Genomic DNA, 20,979 nt, shown 5'->3' with positions numbered 1-20,979 from the left:
TAATAACGAAGAACTCAGCTACAAAACTAATAAAGGTGCAATAAATCCGATACTAAGGCGTCCGGTATTGTAATCAACTTGTCCTAAATGTTCCTGTGCAAATGTTGAGTATTTATAATAGCGCCCAACATAGGAGATATAGAACCTGATATTCAAATCTTTAAAAGGCAGGTATTCCACAGCCGGAATATAACCATAGCTAGATCGGATATGGCTATTACCACTGCCCGGAGCAACAATATCTTTAGCATATGCATTACTGTTCATTAATGTCAGGGACAGATTTACTTTCGGAAAAATCAGGTATTCAGCTCTAATCCAATTCTCCAGATATTCGACATTTTGCTGCACTTCTACTTCTTCTCCCGGGATCATATTGGTGATAATTCCTTTTCTGTCTACTCCTTCATTACTATATTTAAAATCATACATTAAGGTCAGTTTTTTATCCTGGTATTTATGGCCGAGGGAATAATAATTCATTCCTTTCTGGGTAGTTTCTTTAAAATAACTATAACTATAAATGGTTTCCAACTTTCCTCCGAAAAAACTTCCTCTCCAATTAGTAATATAAGCCATCGGAATTTTTGCTTTTTCAAGATTTAACGGGATTTTGTCTTTGTAGACATCTTCAAAATCAGATATTCTTGAATTCAGTATCTGAAAGCCAAACGAATGGTTTTTGAAAGCCTGATAGGTAGCACCTACACCAGTAAGAAAGTTATCCGCATTTTCTATGATATCATTATATTCCAGGATATCAATCGGATTCAGATCAAACTCATATCCGCCCCAATCGGCACTCATTTTCCCCAGATTCAAACGCATTTTTGGAGTAAGATCTATACCGATATAAGCCATATCAGTTGAACGGCTGGTATTATCACGTGAACCGGGATCCGTACTCTTTGTATAACGATCTCTGAATCTGAAATATACTTTATCATGAATCTTTCCTCTGATTTCAAGTCGCAGCTGGTTATTACTAAATGTGGATTCTTCAAATTTTCCATTGCGAAACAGATTATCATTAGCAAACCGCATATTAAAGATCAAATCCACATTTTTGAGTAACTCCAGTCGATCTTTAGGAATGATCGGCTTTGAAATTGAATCATTACTCATTTGATAATCCTGGCCGAACATCATCGCTTGGACAAATAAAAACAATATTATAAGAACATATTTTTTCATGGCATGTATTATTTACATTTATAAAAAGGCTCCTAGCAGGAATCCCATCGCAATGGCGACAATAACGGCAACTAACCCCGGAACCATAAAACTGTGATTGACCACAAATTTTCCAATTTTTGTACTACCGGTTCTATCAAAGTTGATAGCAGCCAATAATGTCGGATACCCGGGTAATACAAAATCAGCATTAACAGCCGGAAAGATTGCGATCAGGGAATAATGAGGAACACCGAGTGCCATCCCCAATGGCATCATTGTTTTTGTTGTGGCAGCCTGACTAAACATTAAAGCGCCTAAAGCAAAAACAGCAATAGCAAAAGACCATGGATATTGTGTGACGATTTCTTCCATAAATCCTTTTATAACAACCTGATTATGTGCCATAAATGTGGCACTCATCCAAACAACACCGAATACAGAGACAACTGCGGTAGCCATAGCACTAAACAAGCTGACTTTTGTTACTTCGACAGCACTGGTTTTTGTTAACAGCATCATAAGAGCCGATGCCGTTAGGGTAACTATACTGATAACACCCACCATTTTTAGTTCTCCGCTTGCCGTTAAAATCAAAGTAGCGTCACCGGATCCGAATTGAGGTAATAATTGCGGACAGGCACCCGCAAGAACGATTAATAAGACGGCGATAGCAAAGATAACAACGGAGGTTTTTGCTCCTTTTTTTAGTTTTTTCGGTTGATTTCCCGGTTCAGAATCCAGGCTTTTGGCAAACTCAGGATCTTTCATCTTTTCTATAAAAACAGGATCTTCCTCCAGTTCTTTTCCTTTTTTTAGTACAGCAAGACAGGAAAATAAAATCCCCACAAGACATGCCGGAATACAAATTTTCATAATGTCTATCAAGGCTCCGGGATACGCTAATATTCCCGCACCTGCAAAAGCTGCTGTTGCGGCACTCATCGGACTACCGGTTATCGCCAAATGGGAAGCGATAACTGACACACTTAACGGACGTTCAGGCCGGATTCTTTTTTTGGCAGCAACTTCTGATATAATAGGCAATAATGAATATAATAAATGAGCAGTACCGGCAAAAAGGCAAAAGAAATAAACAGTGAACGGTGCTATAAAAACGATTTTAGAGGGATTACTTCGAATAATTTTCTCGGCTAATTGTACTAAATAATCTAAACCTCCACATGCCTGTAATGTTGCTGCAGTTGACACTATAGTCATGATAACTAGCATTACATCAATCGGCGGATCACCCGGACGCATATGAAACAGGAATACAAAAATCATTAATCCTACCATCCCCATTACTCCCAATCCGATACCTTTCATCTGAGATCCGATCAGAATCATTGCTATTAAGATTATAAACTGTATTAATAACATAAGCATTTCTATTAAAGTTTATAAATAAAAAAGGGCTAAGCAGACTGCCTGCCCTTTTATGTGGTAAAAACGGACTTTATCAATATTTAAAGAAAATGTCTTGTATTGTCTTCTGATCATGAGTCTGTGTCAAAGCTAACATCAACAATATACGGGCTTTCTGCGGACTTAAATCGTCAGCCACTACAAACCCTAGCGCCTGATCATCCACTTCATTGAGTAGCGTCACTCTCCCCGCACCGACACGAGCTGCCCGACAGACAGTCACTCCTTTTTTAACCGCATTTTCTAATGCTTTTCCAACCGGAGCATTAAAGTTACCATTTCCCATACCTGCATATACAATCCCTTTAGCACCTTCTTCAACCGTAGCCGTAATAGCTCTAGGGCTAGCATCTGCATATCCGTAAATAATCTCAACCTGTGGCAACTTTTTTAGTCCTTTTATATTGAATTTTTGCTCAGGATTACGTAATGACTTATAATAATAACTTACTTTTCCATCATAAATCAAGCCTATCGGTCCAAAATTTCGAGACTTAAAAGTTGCTGTACTTGTTGTTACCGTTTTAGTCACATCACGAGCAGCATAGATTTCTTCATTCATTGCCGTTACTACTCCGATTCCCTGACTATTCGGGGCGGCTGCAACCATCACAGCATCAAAAAGATTTCGGTTTCCATCCTGGCTCATCGCCGTTGCCGGACGCATAGCACCTACCAAAACAACCGGCTTATCTGACTTAACGGTTAGTGATAAAAAATAGGCCGTTTCTTCCTGTGTATCTGTACCGTGTGTTATAACAACACCATCTGCTTCATTATTTTCGAAAATTGCATTGATACGATTACTCAATTTTAACCAGGTCTCCACATTCATATCCTGACTTCCGATCTGAGCAATCTGCTCCCCTTTTATTCGGGCCATTTCATGAATTTGCGGTACAGCATTTAATAAATTATCAATCGGTATTTGTCCGGCAGTATAAGCTGCTTTTGAGGAAGATTCTCCTGAACCGGCTATAGTACCACCGGTAGCCAAGATCATTATACGAGGTAATTCTATCTCTTTATTCTTGGTATTTTTGGATTGTCCCTGTATTTGAAATACGATCAAAACAGTAAACAATAAACTTATTATCTTTCTCATTTTATATACTTTATTTTTAAGATACAATTAATTTCGGATGGATTAAATTTTCCATTGCATAAATCTCATCCCACTTATCCTGGGTTATCAATTTTCTTTCGTTCACAACAATTTGATGTACATTTTTACCCGATAACAAAGCTTCACCGGCAATACTGGCACAGGTTTCATATCCTAAAATCGGATTTAACTGTGTTACTATACCGATGCTATTCATTACTAATTTAGCACAGTGTTCCTTGTTAGCAGTGATGCCAACAACACATTTATCAATTAAAGTAGTAATACTGTTACCTAAATATTCCAGTGAAGTAAACAATGCAAAACCAATAACCGGTTCCATCACATTAAGTTGTAGTTGACCTGCTTCGGAAGCCATTGTAACCGTCATATCCTGTCCGATGACATAAAAACACGTTTGATTAACAACCTCCGGAATTACCGGATTAACTTTACCCGGCATAATTGAGGATCCCGGCTGACAAGGAGGAAGATTTATTTCATTCAAACCTGTACGAGGTCCAGAACTTAATAATCGTAAATCATTACATATTTTAGATAGCTTTACAGCTGTTCTTTTTAAAGTTCCCATTACAAGAACAAAGGAACCGGTATCGCTGGTCGCTTCAATTAAATCAGGTGATAATTGAAGTGGTAATCCGGTTTCTTCTGCGAGATAACGCACACATAATTCCGGATAACCTTCAGGAGCATTGACTTTTGTTCCTATTGCCGTTGCTCCCATATTAACTTCTAACAGCAATTTTTGCGCTTCATGCAATCGCTGTACATCTTCAGCAATAGTAGTAGCAAAACCTTGAAACTCTTGCCCAAGAGTCATTGGTACAGCATCTTGAAGTTGGGTGCGCCCCATTTTTAGGACATCTTCAAATTCTTCACCTTTAGCAGCAAAAGCCTCTCCTAATCGAGTCAATATTTTGCAAAAAGTTTCTAATTTATAATATAGTGCTAATCGTACAGCTGTAGGATAAGCATCATTCGTTGATTGAGAACAGTTTACATGATTATTCGGATGTACATATTTATAATCTCCTTTTTCATGTCCCAAATATTCCAATGCTATGTTGGCAATAACTTCATTAGCATTCATATTGACAGATGTTCCTGCGCCTCCTTGTATCAGATCACTAACAAATTCGTCATCAAATTTTCCTTCTATCACTTTATCACAAGCAAAACATATCGCATCTGCAATTTTAGGCTCTAAGACATGGCAATCTTTATTCGCTAAAGCAGCCGCTTTTTTTACTTGTGCTAATGCCTTTATTAATCCTTTCTCATTATTAAGGGTAATACCTGTAATATTAAAATTCATTTTAGCTCGTAATGTCTGAACACCATAATATTTTTCATTTGGGATTTCTAGTTCTCCTAAAAAATCATGCTCTTTTCTTGTGCTTTTCATAATACTAAAATTTTAATTATTAAGACTTATATTCTCAATTCCTCTGTTAAGATTTTCATTTAAGTAGTACAAAGTTCCGGCTAATAAAAGCTAAAAAACATGACAAAACACATCGTTTAATTTGATTTTTTTTTATAAACTAGAAGTAATTGCCATTCAATTATGTAATGTTTATTTTCGTTTTTCGGCTTAAAATAAAGTGATTAATGATAATAAAGATAATTATATTTTAGAAATTTATTTATATCTGTAATAAATTGTTGTAAAAATGAATGAAAATGCAAGTATTTTATTTTTAGTTTCATTTTATTAAGAAACAAAACATGTAGCAATAAAAATGTCGGCTCCATTTGGGCTGGATCCGACATTATATAAAAACAAAAAACCCTATCGGTAATGATAGGGTTTTTAAAAGAAAGGCGGCGACATACTCTCCCACAGGATTGCAGTACCATCTGCGCAGGCGGGCTTAACTTCTCTGTTCGGAATGGGAAGAGGTGAGCCCCGCCGCAATAACCACCTTAAATCGTTGGTCTCGTTCTCTAAACGAGACACTAATATTTTAACATACTGAGATAAAAAATCAAAAACATCAGTCAGAAAGACTTCCCTTCCGCCTTGCGGCGGAAGGACACGTACATAAGCTTACGGGTTATTAGTACTACTCGGCTATGACATTACTGCCTTTACACCTATAGCCTATCAACGTGGTCATCTCCCACGACCCTTTAAAGAAATCTCATCTTGTGGTGGGTTTCGCGCTTATATGCTTTCAGCGCTTATCCCTTCCAAACGTAGCTACTCTGCGGTGCCCCTGGCGGGACAACAGATACACTAGAGGTTTGTCCAACTCGGTCCTCTCGTACTAGAGTCAGATCCACTCAAATTTCTAACGCCCACAGTAGATAGAGACCGAACTGTCTCACGACGTTCTGAACCCAGCTCGCGTGCCACTTTAATGGGCGAACAGCCCAACCCTTGGGACCTTCTCCAGCCCCAGGATGTGACGAGCCGACATCGAGGTGCCAAACCCCCCCGTCGATATGAGCTCTTGGGGGAGATCAGCCTGTTATCCCCGGCGTACCTTTTATCCTTTGAGCGATGGCCCTTCCATGCGGAACCACCGGATCACTATGCTCTACTTTCGTACCTGATCGACCTGTATGTCTCTCAGTCAAGCTCCCTTATGCCATTGCACTCTACGCACGGTTACCAAGCGTGCTGAGGGAACCTTTAGAAGCCTCCGTTACTCTTTTGGAGGCGACCACCCCAGTCAAACTACCCACCAAGCAATGTCCTCTTCACCGAAGAGTTAGGCCTCAGATAAGCAAAGGGTGGTATTTCAACAATGACTCCACAACTCCTAGCGAAGCCGCTTCATAGTCTCCCACCTATCCTACACATCACTTATCCAAGGTCAATACTAAGCTATAGTAAAGGTGCACAGGGTCTTTTCGTCCCACTGCGGGTAATCGGCATCTTCACCGATACTACAATTTCACCGAGCTCATGGCTGAGACAGTGTCCAGATCGTTACACCATTCGTGCAGGTCGGAACTTACCCGACAAGGAATTTCGCTACCTTAGGACCGTTATAGTTACGGCCGCCGTTTACTGGGGCTTCAATTCAATGCTTCTCCGAAGATAACATCTCCTCTTAACCTTCCAGCACCGGGCAGGTGTCAGGCCCTATACTTCATCTTACGATTTGGCAGAGCCCTGTGTTTTTGATAAACAGTCGCCTGGACCTTTTCACTGCGGCCAGCATTGCTGCTGGCGACCTTTCTCCCGAAGTTACAGGTCTATTTTGCCTAATTCCTTAGCCATGAATCTCTCGAGCACCTTAGGATTCTCTCCTCGACTACCTGTGTCGGTTTACGGTACGGGTACTTATAATCTAAGTTTAGAGGTTTTTCTTGGAAGCCCTTAGGTACACTATCACTTTGTCCGAAGACTCCGTGTACTATCGCATTTCACCAGTTCCCGCGGATTTGCCTACGGGACCTATAGCTAGGTGCTTTAACGAACTATTCCGTCAGTTCGCGGTACTTTCATCACTCCGTCACCCCATCACAATTATAAGTAGTACGGGAATATTAACCCGTTGGCCATCGACTGTCCCTTTCGGGTTCGCCTTAGGACCCGACTAACCCTCAGCTGATTAGCATAGCTGAGGAAACCTTAGTCTTTCGGTGTGCGGGTTTCTCGCCCGCATTATCGTTACTTATGCCTACATTTTCTTTTCTAAACAGTCCAGCAATACTCACATATCACCTTCAACCCAGTTTAGAATGCTCCCCTACCACTTGTATCAAATACAAATCCATAGCTTCGGTAGTATACTTATGCCCGATTATTATCCATGCTCGTCCGCTCGACTAGTGAGCTGTTACGCACTCTTTAAATGAATGGCTGCTTCCAAGCCAACATCCTAGCTGTCTGGGCAGACAAACCTCGTTTTTTCAACTTAGCATACATTTGGGGACCTTAGCTGATGGTCTGGGTTCTTTCCCTCTCGGACATGGACCTTAGCACCCATGCCCTCACTGCTGAAAATCATTATATAGCATTCGGAGTTTGTCAGGAATTGGTAGGCGGTGAAGCCCCCGCATCCAATCAGTAGCTCTACCTCTATATAACTAAATCAGCGCTGCACCTAAATGCATTTCGGGGAGTACGAGCTATTTCCGAGTTTGATTGGCCTTTCACCCCTACCCACAGGTCATCCGAAGACTTTTCAACGTCAACCGGTTCGGACCTCCACTGTGTGTTACCACAGCTTCATCCTGCCCATGGGTAGATCACACGGTTTCGCGTCTACCACTACTGACTATGGCGCCCTATTCAGACTCGCTTTCGCTACGGATCCACACCTGAAGTGCTTATCCTTGCCAGCAACGGTAACTCGTAGGCTCATTATGCAAAAGGCACGCCGTCACCCCACTTAAGGGCTCCGACCGCTTGTAGGCGTATGGTTTCAGGATCTTTTTCACTCCGTTATTCACGGTTCTTTTCACCTTTCCCTCACGGTACTGGTTCACTATCGGTCTCTCAGGAGTATTTAGCCTTAGCGGATGGTCCCGCCAGATTCAGACAGGGTTTCACGTGCCCCGCCCTACTCAGGATACCACTATTCTTATCTTCTCTTACTTGTACGGGACTATCACCCTATATCGTTAACCTTTCCAGGTTATTCCAATTCAATCCGCAAGAAATGTCGTGGTCCTACAACCCCAGCACTGCCGTAACAGCACTGGTTTGGGCTTTTCCGCGTTCGCTCGCCACTACTTACGGAATCACTTTTGTTTTCTTCTCCTCCGCCTACTTAGATGTTTCAGTTCAGCGGGTTCGCCCATCTATCGATGTACTATGTCTTCAACATAGTGGGTTGCCCCATTCGGATATTTACGGATCAATTCGTATGTGCCAATCCCCGTAACTTTTCGCAGCTTATCACGTCCTTCTTCGCCTCTGAGAGCCTAGGCATCCCCCATACGCCCTTATTTTGCTTATTGTACTTACTTTTTTAAAATACATCTTACGATGCACCCTAAATTCTGTGCTTTCTAATTTTTTTGTTTTCTTATCTCAATATGTCAATGAACTATTTTCCATTATTATGGAATCGTGGAGAATATCGGAGTCGAACCGATGACCTCCTGCGTGCAAGGCAGGCGCTCTAGCCAGCTGAGCTAATCCCCCATTCTTTCTTATTTTGAATGTTGAATTTCGAATTTTGAATTAATAACCCTTAATCCAAATCCCAACTTCCAGAATTTCCTTCTAAGTAAAAGTTGTAGTCCCGGGCAGACTCGAACTGCCGACCCCTACATTATCAGTGTAGTACTCTAACCAGCTGAGCTACGAGACTATTTTTAACGTATTTTAAATTTTAAATGCTGAATTTTAAATCAAAACTCACATTTTCCTCTAAAAATAGTTTAAACTCTTTTTACTTTTCTTTTTTTTGAACTAACAGCGAGAGTAAAATCTCTTGTATCATAAACCTGATGCTTATCTTTCTCTAGAAAGGAGGTGTTCCAGCCGCACCTTCCGGTACGGCTACCTTGTTACGACTTAGCCCCAGTTACTAGTTTTACCCTAGGCAGCTCCTTGCGGTCACCGACTTCAGGTACCCCCAGCTTCCATGGCTTGACGGGCGGTGTGTACAAGGCCCGGGAACGTATTCACCGGATCATGGCTGATATCCGATTACTAGCGATTCCAGCTTCACGGAGTCGAGTTGCAGACTCCGATCCGAACTGTGACCGGTTTTATAGATTCGCTCCTGGTCGCCCAGTGGCTGCTCTCTGTACCGGCCATTGTAGCACGTGTGTAGCCCAGGACGTAAGGGCCGTGATGATTTGACGTCATCCCCACCTTCCTCACGGTTTGCACCGGCAGTCTCGTTAGAGTTCCCGACATGACTCGCTGGCAACTAACAACAGGGGTTGCGCTCGTTATAGGACTTAACCTGACACCTCACGGCACGAGCTGACGACAACCATGCAGCACCTTGTAAAGTGTCCGAAGAAAAATCTGTTTCCAAATCTGTCACTCTACATTTAAGCCCTGGTAAGGTTCCTCGCGTATCATCGAATTAAACCACATGCTCCACCGCTTGTGCGGGCCCCCGTCAATTCCTTTGAGTTTCAAACTTGCGTTCGTACTCCCCAGGTGGGATACTTATCACTTTCGCTTAGCCACTGAGCTTGCGCCCAACAGCTAGTATCCATCGTTTACGGCGTGGACTACCAGGGTATCTAATCCTGTTCGCTCCCCACGCTTTCGTCCATCAGCGTCAATAAACCAGTAGTAACCTGCCTTCGCAATTGGTATTCCATGTAATATCTAAGCATTTCACCGCTACACTACATATTCTAGTTACTTCCTGGTAATTCAAGTCCTGCAGTATCAATGGCCGTTTGATCGTTAAGCGACCAGATTTCACCACTGACTTACAAAACCGCCTACGGACCCTTTAAACCCAATGATTCCGGATAACGCTTGGATCCTCCGTATTACCGCGGCTGCTGGCACGGAGTTAGCCGATCCTTATTCCTACAGTACCGTCAATCTACCACACGTGGTAGGGTTTCTTCCTGTATAAAAGCAGTTTACACACCATAGATGCTTCATCCTGCACGCGGCATGGCTGGATCAGGCTTGCGCCCATTGTCCAATATTCCTCACTGCTGCCTCCCGTAGGAGTCTGGTCCGTGTCTCAGTACCAGTGTGGGGGATCTCCCTCTCAGGACCCCTACCCATCATTGCCTTGGTATGCCGTTACCACACCAACTAGCTAATGGGACGCATGCTCATCTTGTACCGTTGGAACTTTAGTAATAAAGTGAGGCCACTCTAAAACACTATGAGGTATTAATCCAAATTTCTCTGGGCTATCCCTCTGTACAAGGTAGATTGCATACGCGTTACGCACCCGTGCGCCGGTCTCAGATTAGCAAGCTAATCCTACCCCTCGACTTGCATGTGTTAGGCCTGCCGCTAGCGTTCATCCTGAGCCAGGATCAAACTCTTCATCGTATATTTTTAATATTGTCGATAATTCTCAGGTCTAATTTTTTATACTCGAAAAATCTTACTCTCTCTTTGTATGCTGTCAATCCAATATGTCTATGAACGTGTCATTCTCTTTTTCCAACTAACCTCTCTCGGTTAGCGGCTGCAAAAGTAGAAACTTTTTTAAAACTGTGCAAGATTTTTTTGAAGTTTTTTTTGAAAAAATTTTCTTCGTTTTCCTCACTCAATATCTTTAAGAACTTCCCTGTTTTGCGGGCTGCAAAGATAATTCGCTTTTTTGTTTCTCGCAAATCTTTTTTTGACTTTTTTTCTATTCCTTAGTCAATTTCCAATCTGCTGCTAACTCTCAATGAACTTCCTTATTGCGGCTGCAAAACTAGAACCTTTTTCCGATTTCGCAAACTTTATTAAACCTTTTTTTAAAACTATTTTTTAACTCCCTCATTACCATTTAGTAACACAACTCCTTTTTTGCTGCAATCATAAGATCTAAGAGAAAAGAAGCTAGAGAAAAGACATCTACTCCTATATATAGGGCGGTTTTTAATGCTAATCATCCCGAAAAAAGAAGAAAGAGAAAAGACATCTACTCCTATATATTAGGACGGTTTGGAGAAATCATACCTGACAGGTTTTAAAAACCTGTCAGGTAGAAAAAACGGGTACTTTACATTATAATATATAGAGTAAACCGAAATACAAAACCCGACAGGTTTAAAAATATGGCGGGTGTGTCCGGATGAAATAAAACGATCAGGCTTTATAAACAGTAGACTATCCGATACATTTCACATACAATTTCATAACTTTTAAATTTAAAAACTACTTCATAAGTATACAATCCGCTAAATCCTCATCAATATCCTAATAAAATATTTACAATTATCCTACCTATATATATTGTATGTCGTTTTGTAAACATTTATATTTGCGCTTTATAAATTTAATATATGATAAAGATTACATTACCCGATGGTTCGGTAAAGGAGTTTGCACAAGGTGTAACTCCGATGGATGTTGCCAAAAGCATTAGTGAAGGATTGGCCCGAAATGTTATTTCAGCTTCTTTTAATGGTACAACAGTTGAAACCACGACCGAATTAACCACGGACGGTGCTCTTATATTATATACATGGAACGACAAGGAAGGAAAAAAAGCCTTCTGGCACTCTACTTCACACGTAATGGCACAAGCGTTACAGGAAATGTACCCCGGGATTAAATTAACTATCGGTCCCGCTATTGACAATGGTTTTTATTACGACGTTGACTTTGGCGACCAAAGAGTAACTGACAGCGATTTTAAAGCTATCGAGGATCGCGTTTTGGCTATTTCGAGAGAAAAACACGAATTCAAAATGCGTTCCGCTACTAAAGCAGAAGCATTAGCGTTTTACGCAAAAGAAAACAATCCCTATAAAACAGAGTTAATCGAAAATCTGGAAGACGGTACGATTACATTCTGTGATCATGCTACTTTTACCGATTTATGTCGTGGTGGTCATATTCCGAATACCGGTTTGATCAAAGCGATGAAAATATTATCGGTTGCCGGCGCATATTGGAGAGGAGATGAAAAAAACAAACAGTTAACCCGTGTTTACGGTATCTCATTCCCGAAACAAAAGGATTTGACCGATTATCTGGAATTACTGGAAGAAGCAAAACGTCGCGATCACAGAAAGTTAGGAAAAGAGTTGGAATTATTCCATTTTTCCCAAAAAGTAGGTCAAGGTCTTCCGTTATGGTTACCTAAAGGAGCTGCTTTACGTGACCGATTGGAGCAATTCTTAAAAAAAGCACAGAAAAAAGCTGGATATGAACAAGTAGTGACCCCTCATATTGGTCAGAAAGAACTTTATGTGACGTCCGGACACTACGCTAAATACGGAGCTGACAGTTTTCAGCCGATTCACACACCGGCCGAAGGAGAAGAATTTTTATTAAAACCGATGAACTGTCCGCATCACTGCGAAATCTACAACGCAAAACCTTGGAGTTATAAAGACCTTCCAAAACGTTATGCAGAATTCGGAACTGTTTACCGTTATGAGCAAAGTGGTGAATTACACGGATTAACTCGTGTTAGAGGATTTACTCAGGATGATGCTCACATTTTCTGTACTCCTGAACAATTGGATGCCGAGTTTAAAAACGTTATTGACCTAGTACTATATGTATTCGGATCCTTAGGTTTTGAAAACTTTACAGCTCAGATTTCATTACGTGATCCGGAAAAACCGGAAAAATATATCGGTTCTGATGACAACTGGGAAAAAGCTGAAAGCGCCATTATTAATGCTGCAAGAGAAAAAGGACTGAATACAACTGTAGAATATGGTGAAGCCGCTTTCTATGGTCCGAAACTGGACTTTATGGTTAAAGATGCATTAGGCAGAAGTTGGCAATTGGGTACGATTCAGGTAGATTACAACCTACCGGAACGTTTCGAACTAACTTATAAAGGATCTGACAACGAGCTACATAGACCTGTAATGATTCACCGTGCGCCTTTCGGTTCTATGGAGCGATTCATTGCAATTCTTTTAGAACATACTGGTGGGAATTTCCCGTTATGGCTAATGCCGGAGCAGGCTATTATACTGTCTTTGAGCGAGAAATATGAAAATTATGCCAAAAAAGTTTTAGATTTGCTAGAAAATCACGAAATTCGCGCCCTAATTGATAATCGTAACGAAACGATCGGTAAAAAAATCAGGGAAGCAGAAGTTCAGAAATTACCGTTCATGCTGATTGTTGGAGAAGAGGAAGAGAAAAACGGTACAATTTCAGTGCGTCGTCACGGTGATGCCGGTAAGTCTAATCAGACCATGACAATTGAAGAGTTTGCTTCTTTGGTAAAAGAAGAAATCAATAAGACATTAAAATCATTCTAAGTTTAACTTAAATTTTTAGAGCCATAGCAATTAGAAACAACAGGGGCTTTCAGCCCAGAGTAGAAAAAAAGGATCCGCACAGAACAAACAATGCTATCCGTGTTCCTGAAGTTCGCCTTGTAGGAGAGAACATTGAGCCAGGTGTTTACAAAACATCTTTGGCCTTACAAATGGCAGAAGAGCAAGAATTGGATTTGGTTGAAATTTCACCCAATGCAGCTCCTCCTGTTTGTAAAATAATGGATTACAAAAAATTCCTTTATGAGCAGAAGAAACGAGACAAGATGTTAAAAGCTAAGTCTTCGCAGATTGTTGTAAAGGAAATACGCTTTGGTCCTCAGACAGATGAGCACGATTATGAATTTAAGAAAAAGAATGCAGAGAAATTCCTTAAGGAAGGATCAAAATTAAAAGCATTCGTATTCTTTAAAGGACGATCAATCATCTATAAAGAACAAGGGCAAATTTTGTTATTACGCCTTGCTCAGGATCTTGAAGAATTCGGAAAAGTAGAAGCTTTACCAGTTCTTGAAGGTAAGCGTATGATCATGTTCATCGCACCAAAAAAGAAAAAGCAATAATAAAATAAGCTGATTCTTTCCATTTTAATCAACGGACTTTTTAAGTCCCTGATATAATATTGCAGTTTGTTTTTCAAATTGTAATCAAAATAATAAGTAAGATAAATCTAATACCTAGGAAGAAAATGCCTAAAATGAAAACTAAATCTAGTGCTAAGAAACGTTTTAAAGTTACTGGCTCTGGAAAAATCAAGAGAAAGCACGCTTTTAAAAGTCACATTTTGACTAAAAAATCTAAAAAGCGTAAATTAGCTTTAACTCACGCAGCTTTGGTTCACCCATCTGACGTTAAGAGTGTAAAAGAACAATTAAGAATTATCTAATCGTTCTTTCGGTTAAAACAATTTAATAACCCTGGAGCAGTGCCAAGAATAATATTCAAAAGAACCTGAAAAGGACGCCTGCTACAAAAACAATTTAAGAATTATGCCAAGATCAGTAAATTCAGTTGCTTCAAGAGCTAGAAGAAAAAGAGTATTGAAGCAAGCCAAAGGATTCTTTGGAAGACGTAAAAACGTTTGGACAGTAGCGAAAAACGCGGTAGAAAAAGCAATGCAATATGCTTACCGTGGAAGAAAGCAAAAAAAGAGAAATTTCCGTGCATTATGGATTATGCGTATTAACGCAGGAGCTCGTTTACACGGAATGAGTTATTCTCAATTTATGGGTAAAATCAAAGCTAACAACATCGAATTGAACCGTAAAGTTCTTGCCGATTTAGCAATGAACCACCCTGAAGCTTTCGCAGCTATCGTAACTAAAATTAAATAAAACGTTTGTTAAACATATTTATCTTACTTATTACAAAGCCCATTCTTTTGAATGGGTTTTTTGTTTACCGCTAATACAAGACGGAAACTTTTCCTTTCCTGATAATTGTAGTACCTTTGTATCCTATTTTAGAAAAATGAAAAAAAGCACTCCTTCCGGTACTACGAAAACCTTACATCCCCGAAATAAACATAACAGTCGTTACGATTTTGATTTTCTGATTACTACCTATCCGGAGCTGGAAGCTTATATCATTACAACTCCCGTTGGCGATAAAAGCATTGATTTTGCTAATCCGGACGCGATAAGAATACTCAATAAAAGTCTTTTAAAGGCCTATTACAACATCAATTACTGGGAATTACCCAAAACAAATCTTTGTCCGCCTATACCCGGTCGTGCTGATTATATTCATCATATTGCCGACGTTTTAGCTGAATACAACAACGGAAAAATCCCAACCGGCCATACTATTCGCCTTTTGGACATCGGAACCGGAGCCAACTGTATCTATCCGATTATTGGACATCAGGAATACGGATGGTCATTTATTGGCACTGAGTTGGACAAACCGGCAAAAATTACAGCTGAGACAATTATTTCAAATAATGAAACGCTTCAAAACGAAATAGTCGTAAGATTACAGGAAAGCAAACGCCATATTTTTAAAAATATAATCAACGATAAGGACATTTTTGATTTTACCCTTTGTAATCCTCCTTTTCACGATTCACGCGAAGCGGCTACAAAAGGTACCCAACGCAAACTAAAAAATCTTGGAAAAGCAACTTCAGATAAACCGATACTCAACTTTGGTGGTCAGAATAATGAACTTTGGTGCGAAGGCGGAGAACGTGCCTTTATTACCAATATGATTTATGAAAGTGTGCATTTTCAATCCCAATGTCTTTGGTTTTCTACATTGGTTTCCAAAAATGATAATTTAAAAGCCTTCTACTCGATTTTAAAAAAGATTAAAGTTCCGACAGTTAAGACAATTACAATGGAACAGGGAAATAAAGTATCCCGAATTTTAGTCTGGTCTTTTCAAAATGAAGAACAAATACGAAACTGGAGCAAACAGCGATTCCAATAATGGGTTGTTTACAGGATTTTATTGTCAGCCATCGGATTTAAAAGATCGACATTCCAGTTTTGGTTGTCAATAATTCCAGAGCATTCATGCCTAATTCGGAGTTTCCTTTTTCATTTAATCTCGGACTCCAGGTTGTGACTGTGAAATTTTTAGGATATAAAGCTGCAATTCCGCCGCCTATTCCACTTTTCCCCGGTAATCCGACCTTATAGGTAAACTCACCCGATTCATCATAAAAACCACACATCTGCATCAACGCATTTAATCGTTTCGCCTGACTTTGGGTTAAAACCGGATCTCCGTTTTTGGTTACTCCTCCATTAGCAAAGAAGAAAAATGAATGTGCCAGTTCTTTACAAGTCATTTCAATTGAACATTGGAAGAAGTAAAAATCCAGAACGGCATCGACATCGTTTTCAATATTTCCGAACGATTTAATAAAATTAGCTAATGCGACATTCCGGAAACCGGTAAGTTTTTCCGATTCCGCTACTTGTAGGTTGAAGTTTATTTCCGGACTTCCTGCCAGTGCGCGCACAAAATTCAGGAAATCGTTTTTAGGATCTTTTAATTGCGACAATAGCATATCAGCTACAACAATAGCGCCCGCATTGATAAACGGATTACGAGGTATTCCTTTTTCATATTCCAATTGAACTAAGGAATTAAACGGATTTCCGGATGGTTCTACACCTACTCTTTCCCACATACGCTCACCTAAAAGCGAAAAAGCCATCGCTACAGATAATGTTTTAGAAATACTTTGTATGGAAAATTTTTCTTCGCTGTTTCCGACTCCGAAATCATCACCATTGATAGTTGTCAGGTGCATTCCAAATTTCTGCGGATCGATTTTAGCTAATTCCGGTATCGTTGTGGCTACGTTTCCGGTAACCGGTAGTCTTTTTATTTGTTGGTATATTTCCTGAAGTATTGTCGTATAATTCATTTAGTCACTCTAATTGAACCACAAAATTATACTTTTTCAGAAAATTTGCTGTTATTGGAACGATAAACTATCCAGAGAGATAATTTTATTCTGAATGGCATAAACCACAAGTCCTGCCACATTTTTAGAATCTGTCTTCAGTAACAGATTATTACGATGTCCTTCGACGGTTCGCGGACTGATAAACAATTTGTCTGCGATTTCATTTGTACTCATCTGACTGCAAATCAATCTAAGAATTTCGATTTCACGGTTTGTCAGATAATCTTCATCCAGGTTTGTCTTCGATTTTTTCTGTTCCAGAATCATGTTTTCGTTAACAACCTGCATTACATTATCATTGTAATAAAATCCCTTATCCATTACTTCGTTAATCGTAAACAACATTTCTTTTGGCGTAGCATTTTTAACCATATACGATGCCGCACCAACCTGAACCATATTGGCGATAAACGGTTTTGAATCGTAACTTGTAAGGGCAATAATTTTGATTTGCGGATATCTCCTATGAATAAATTTTGTTGCTTCTACCCCATTTACCGTTGGCATTTTCAAGTCCATTAAAATAATCTCAGGTAAATTTTGTTCGTTTAAGTTCAGGTAATCGATCAGTTCCGCCCCGTTAGAAGCTTCAAAAAGTATTTCGAAGTTTTTCTCCCGTTGCAGGATAAAAGCAATTCCTTTCCGGAATAATGCTTCATCATCCGCTAAAATTATTTTGATAAGATCCGCCATAATTTGCAATTAAAATTTTATCGTCACTTGAATTCCTTTATTGATTTCACTTTCTACCTTCAATGTACCATGTAACATTGCTACCCTACTTTCGATATTTTTCATACCGAGACCTGCCAGTTTTTTAATTTCTTTTGTATCAAATCCTTTTCCGTTATCAGAATAATGACAATGTGTTTCGTTTTTATCTATATCAAAATTGATTGTAATACGTGTTGCTTTACCATGTCGCAACGAATTATTGATCAATTCCTGTAAAATTCTGAAAATATGCAGGTGTTGTTCGTTAGGAATTGTTTCAAAAATCCGTTGTTTATAACCGTTTTTATAATCGATCCTGATATCGCCTCCGCTACATTGCTGACACAATTCTTCGATCGCAGCATGCAAACCGAATTTATCCAATATCGGCGGCAATAAATTATGGGCTATTGTACGGGAACTTTCCAGAACTACAGCAGTAGTCGTAACAATATTATCTGTTATTTCTTTTACTTCAACCGGTGATAAATCAGCGGAAGCCAATAAGTGACTATTAAGCGAAATGATATTAAGCTTCGAACTAATATCATCATGCAAATCCTGTGCAATCCGCTCCCTTTCTTTTTCCTGAGTCAGGATAGTTGCTTGTAACAGTTTTTTCTGATAATCGATTTCAAGATCTTTCTTCTCCAGTTCTTTTTGAATGATTTTTTTCCGGGAATAATACACAAAAAACAGCACGGCAATAATCATAAGAACAAACGCAATGAACGTGTAGATCACCGCGCTGATTATTTCCATGTCTTTTGGATTCAGGTTATTCATTATTTCTTTTGTTTTCCAGCGAACGTTTACGCCATTCGATAAAGATAAAGATCTGATAGATTACAACCAACCAGGCATTTAGCAACCAGACTATATTTCGGAATTCGAGTTGTAATGTATTGATCAAATTCCCTGAAAGAAATAGCACCGTGCTTCCGAACAGATACATCAGCACACCGGTATTACAATAATAATAGCGTTTTTCTTTATTTAACAGGTTGTAAAAATGAAACATCGAATAGATGATAATCAGATACGATGTGATAAAAATTTCGAACAGATTAAAACGGAAAAACTGTTCTTTATCGGTTAAATATTGCATTCCTAAAACAACCAGGCATCCGATTAAACAGCTTCGGACAATGCGCCGTTGCATTTTTGTTTCCAGTATTTCCAGATAAAAAAAGCTTAAAAACACCATTTGAAGTATAAAATAAAAATGGGAAAGGAACAGATTATGGATTCCTTTATTTTTAAGTAAGCTGGTAAAAAACTGGATAATTGCGATAACCAGTAAATAAAGGGTAAATATTTTAAAGGCTTTTTCTTCTCTCCTGTAGCTTTTTAAATACAACAACAGATTGATTCCCGAAAACAGATACCCTAAATAAACGATATAATTAATCAAAAGCTACGTTTTTATTCTCCCGCATTAATAAATGGCGGTTTTTTGTTACACGTACTTGGGCATGGTTCTGAGAAATCGAAAATATAAAGCCCTTTATCAGCGTCGATCATATCATTCCCATCGGCGTCAACACCTACGATCATTAATTTTTCTTTATGATTTTCGTCTACACCAAGATAAGCTCTTACATTAACAACTCCCGGTTCACTCATCGCCTGAGTAACATCTACTCCCGGAATTAAAAATGCTTTTAGCTTATGATGTCCTTCATATAAACCCTTTTTTTTGTTCCAACGTTCCGCCCATTCCCGAGCTGTGTCTAAAGTAATGGTATTTTTTGCCATATAATAGTGATTAAGTTCAGTGTAAAAATAATACTATTAATTTTATTTTCAATACTCAGCTTAAAAATAATCGCATTTTGTCACTATTTGTTACACAATAGTGATCAAATCATCAAAAACAGGTAAACAAGCCTTCAGCCGCTATAAAAATGTTATATAAATTATATAAAAAAGGCCGGTATAAAACCGACCTTATATTATATTGTACAAACAAAAACTAAGTTTTCAATTTTTTCTTTCTTGCAGCAGGAAATAGCACGTTATTTAAAATTAAACGATAACCCGGTGAATTAGGATGCAAATCCAGAACGGTTGGTGCATCACCTACACGATGTTCATAATCTTCCGGATCATGACCTCCATAAAAAGTGAACATTCCTTTTCCTCGTGTTCCATGAATATATCGCGCCTCTCCATTACTTTTATTTTCCCCCATAATCAGTACGCTCGATTTGATCCGGTCACTGTCAAAAGCTGTTGTCTGTCCCATAAAACCTTTAATCAACTGTGTATGATTCTGACACAGCATACTTGGAATCGGATCCCATTTTGCTGAATATTCCATCAATGAAAAATAATCGTTTTCCGGAATTACTTTTCGTTTGCGGGACATATCAATATCGGAAAACTCATAAACCATCGGATTTCTTTCCAATATAAAATCTTTAAAGGCAAAACTCTTGTTGTAATCAATTCTCGATTGGTAATTTGCATCACTATCATCACCATCAAACATCGGTTCACAAATATCAACCCCTTCGGCAGACAATGCAATATCAAAACTATCCGTTGCCGAACACATCGCAAACATAAAACCGCCACCGATTACAAAATCTCTTATTTTATTGGCTACTGCCAGTTTTTCTTCAGACACTTTACGGAATCCTAATTTAGTAGCCAGTGCTTCTGCTTCTCTTTTCTGTTCAATATACCACGGTGCATTGCGATAAGCTCCGAAAAATTTCCCATACTGACCGGTAAAATCTTCGTGGTGTAAGTGCAACCAATCGTATAATAACAAGGCGTCACTTAAAACTTCTTCGTCATATATAGCTTTAAATGGAATCTCCGCATAAGTCAACACCAAAGTAACGGCATCATCCCAGGGTTGTTTTCCTTTTGGTGTATATACTGCAATTTTGGGCGCTTTTTCCAATACAACGGTTTCCATATTTTGTGATGGCGAACTGATTTCATCGAGTATACTATTAGCCTTTCCGTCTGAAAGGACTTCAAATGTAACGCCGCGAATCTGGCATTCTTTACGGATTTCCGGTGCATCCGGTAACAAAAATGAACCGCCTCTATAATTGAGTAACCAACTTACTTTGTATTGTTTATCCAAAGCCCAATAGGTAATCCCATAAGCTTTCAAATGGTTTTGTTGTCCTTCTGCTTCCATCGGTAACAGAATAAAAGCGGCTTTTGCCGACAGCGAGAACAACAGTAATAAAGTGATATAGAGGGTTAATTTAAGACGCATTCTGTATTTTTATTT

15 protein-coding genes, 2 tRNA genes and 3 rRNA genes are annotated in these 20,979 nt (G+C 39.3%); 5 read left to right on the top strand and 15 right to left on the bottom strand.

The features are described from left to right. Nucleotides 1-18 precede the first annotated feature (18 nt). The 9 genes from NOX80_RS09110 to NOX80_RS09070 form a co-directional block, all read right to left on the bottom strand. Entirely contained in the window at nucleotides 19-1,194 is a 1,176-nt protein-coding gene (locus tag NOX80_RS09110; RefSeq protein WP_256552965.1) for a porin, read from the bottom strand. Nucleotides 1,195-1,212: 18 nt separating this feature from the next. Then, a complete protein-coding gene (locus tag NOX80_RS09105) occupies nucleotides 1,213-2,556 on the bottom strand; it encodes an anaerobic C4-dicarboxylate transporter family protein (protein WP_256552964.1) in 1,344 nt (447 codons plus the stop codon). Between the two features lie 79 nt (nucleotides 2,557-2,635). Beyond that, on the bottom strand, nucleotides 2,636-3,706 hold the full coding sequence (locus NOX80_RS09100; RefSeq protein ID WP_256552963.1) for a type II asparaginase: 1,071 nt from the start codon (nucleotides 3,704-3,706) through the stop codon (nucleotides 2,636-2,638). Between the two features lie 16 nt (nucleotides 3,707-3,722). Further along, nucleotides 3,723-5,132: an aspartate ammonia-lyase gene (gene aspA, locus NOX80_RS09095; protein ID WP_256552962.1), complete on the bottom strand. Its 1,410-nt coding sequence runs from the start codon at nucleotides 5,130-5,132 to the stop codon at nucleotides 3,723-3,725. 414 nt (nucleotides 5,133-5,546) lie between these two features. Beyond that, a 5S ribosomal RNA gene (gene rrf, locus NOX80_RS09090) occupies nucleotides 5,547-5,656 on the bottom strand. A gap of 111 nt (nucleotides 5,657-5,767) precedes the next feature. After that, nucleotides 5,768-8,647 (bottom strand): 23S ribosomal RNA (locus tag NOX80_RS09085). 113 nt (nucleotides 8,648-8,760) lie between these two features. After that, nucleotides 8,761-8,834: transfer RNA gene (locus tag NOX80_RS09080), tRNA-Ala, on the bottom strand. 95 nt (nucleotides 8,835-8,929) lie between these two features. Next, a tRNA-Ile gene (locus tag NOX80_RS09075) sits at nucleotides 8,930-9,003 on the bottom strand. Between the two features lie 157 nt (nucleotides 9,004-9,160). Then, nucleotides 9,161-10,676, bottom strand: a 16S ribosomal RNA gene (locus tag NOX80_RS09070). The 16S, 23S and 5S rRNA genes sit together here with 2 tRNA genes alongside, the layout of an rRNA operon. 947 nt (nucleotides 10,677-11,623) lie before the next feature. On the opposite strand from NOX80_RS09070, the gene thrS reads away from it, so the two are divergent. The 5 genes from thrS (at nucleotide 11,624) to rlmF (ending at nucleotide 16,018) form a co-directional block, all read left to right on the top strand. Beyond that, a complete protein-coding gene (gene thrS / locus NOX80_RS09065; RefSeq protein WP_256552961.1) occupies nucleotides 11,624-13,570 on the top strand; it encodes a threonine--tRNA ligase in 1,947 nt (648 codons plus the stop codon). A 29-nt stretch (nucleotides 13,571-13,599) separates the two neighbouring features. Beyond that, nucleotides 13,600-14,151, top strand: a complete 552-nt coding sequence (gene infC, locus NOX80_RS09060) for a translation initiation factor IF-3 (RefSeq protein ID WP_136403189.1) — start codon at nucleotides 13,600-13,602, stop codon at nucleotides 14,149-14,151. A gap of 125 nt (nucleotides 14,152-14,276) precedes the next feature. Beyond that, nucleotides 14,277-14,474, top strand: coding sequence for a 50S ribosomal protein L35 (gene rpmI / locus NOX80_RS09055; RefSeq protein ID WP_136403190.1), 198 nt, complete (start codon nucleotides 14,277-14,279; stop codon nucleotides 14,472-14,474). A gap of 103 nt (nucleotides 14,475-14,577) precedes the next feature. Next, entirely contained in the window at nucleotides 14,578-14,922 is a 345-nt protein-coding gene (gene rplT, locus NOX80_RS09050) for a 50S ribosomal protein L20 (RefSeq protein WP_136403191.1), read from the top strand. A gap of 136 nt (nucleotides 14,923-15,058) precedes the next feature. After that, nucleotides 15,059-16,018: a 23S rRNA (adenine(1618)-N(6))-methyltransferase RlmF gene (gene rlmF / locus NOX80_RS09045; RefSeq protein ID WP_256552960.1), complete on the top strand. Its 960-nt coding sequence runs from the start codon at nucleotides 15,059-15,061 to the stop codon at nucleotides 16,016-16,018. Between the two features lie 37 nt (nucleotides 16,019-16,055). On the opposite strand, the gene NOX80_RS09040 is transcribed toward rlmF, so the two are convergent. From NOX80_RS09040 to NOX80_RS09015, 6 genes are all read right to left on the bottom strand, one after another. Next, on the bottom strand, nucleotides 16,056-16,967 hold the full coding sequence (locus NOX80_RS09040; protein ID WP_256552958.1) for a glutaminase: 912 nt from the start codon (nucleotides 16,965-16,967) through the stop codon (nucleotides 16,056-16,058). Between the two features lie 51 nt (nucleotides 16,968-17,018). After that, nucleotides 17,019-17,702: a response regulator gene (locus NOX80_RS09035; RefSeq protein ID WP_256552957.1), complete on the bottom strand. Its 684-nt coding sequence runs from the start codon at nucleotides 17,700-17,702 to the stop codon at nucleotides 17,019-17,021. 9 nt (nucleotides 17,703-17,711) lie between these two features. After that, on the bottom strand, nucleotides 17,712-18,485 hold the full coding sequence (locus NOX80_RS09030) for a sensor histidine kinase (protein WP_256552956.1): 774 nt from the start codon (nucleotides 18,483-18,485) through the stop codon (nucleotides 17,712-17,714). Nucleotides 18,486-18,501: 16 nt separating this feature from the next. After that, nucleotides 18,502-19,137, bottom strand: a complete 636-nt coding sequence (locus tag NOX80_RS09025; RefSeq protein ID WP_256552955.1) for a hypothetical protein — start codon at nucleotides 19,135-19,137, stop codon at nucleotides 18,502-18,504. Nucleotides 19,138-19,148: 11 nt separating this feature from the next. Then, on the bottom strand, nucleotides 19,149-19,481 hold the full coding sequence (locus NOX80_RS09020) for a hypothetical protein (RefSeq protein WP_256552954.1): 333 nt from the start codon (nucleotides 19,479-19,481) through the stop codon (nucleotides 19,149-19,151). A 217-nt stretch (nucleotides 19,482-19,698) separates the two neighbouring features. Next, the gene (locus tag NOX80_RS09015; RefSeq protein ID WP_256552953.1) at nucleotides 19,699-20,964 is read right to left on the bottom strand and encodes an asparagine synthetase B; all 1,266 of its coding nucleotides are present in this window, start codon (nucleotides 20,962-20,964) and stop codon (nucleotides 19,699-19,701) included. Nucleotides 20,965-20,979: the final 15 nt, after the last annotated feature.

The organism is Flavobacterium cerinum, assembly GCF_024496085.1.
Lineage (GTDB): Bacteria > Bacteroidota > Bacteroidia > Flavobacteriales > Flavobacteriaceae > Flavobacterium > Flavobacterium cerinum_A.
This window is presented reverse-complemented; position numbering and strand designations above follow the sequence as displayed.

Coding starts and splice junctions, on each gene's coding strand:
- NOX80_RS09105 (WP_256552964.1), bottom strand. CDS start 2,556: ATGTTATTAATACAGTTTATAATCTTAATAGCAATGATTCTGATCGGA.
- aspA (WP_256552962.1), bottom strand. CDS start 5,132: ATGAAAAGCACAAGAAAAGAGCATGATTTTTTAGGAGAACTAGAAATC.
- NOX80_RS09100 (WP_256552963.1), bottom strand. CDS start 3,706: ATGAGAAAGATAATAAGTTTATTGTTTACTGTTTTGATCGTATTTCAA.
- NOX80_RS09015 (WP_256552953.1), bottom strand. CDS start 20,964: ATGCGTCTTAAATTAACCCTCTATATCACTTTATTACTGTTGTTCTCG.
- NOX80_RS09030 (WP_256552956.1), bottom strand. CDS start 18,485: ATGGAAATAATCAGCGCGGTGATCTACACGTTCATTGCGTTTGTTCTT.
- NOX80_RS09035 (WP_256552957.1), bottom strand. CDS start 17,702: ATGGCGGATCTTATCAAAATAATTTTAGCGGATGATGAAGCATTATTC.
- NOX80_RS09020 (WP_256552954.1), bottom strand. CDS start 19,481: ATGGCAAAAAATACCATTACTTTAGACACAGCTCGGGAATGGGCGGAA.
- NOX80_RS09040 (WP_256552958.1), bottom strand. CDS start 16,967: ATGAATTATACGACAATACTTCAGGAAATATACCAACAAATAAAAAGA.
- rlmF (WP_256552960.1), top strand. CDS start 15,059: ATGAAAAAAAGCACTCCTTCCGGTACTACGAAAACCTTACATCCCCGA.
- rpmI (WP_136403190.1), top strand. CDS start 14,277: ATGCCTAAAATGAAAACTAAATCTAGTGCTAAGAAACGTTTTAAAGTT.
- thrS (WP_256552961.1), top strand. CDS start 11,624: ATGATAAAGATTACATTACCCGATGGTTCGGTAAAGGAGTTTGCACAA.
- NOX80_RS09110 (WP_256552965.1), bottom strand. CDS start 1,194: ATGAAAAAATATGTTCTTATAATATTGTTTTTATTTGTCCAAGCGATG.
- rplT (WP_136403191.1), top strand. CDS start 14,578: ATGCCAAGATCAGTAAATTCAGTTGCTTCAAGAGCTAGAAGAAAAAGA.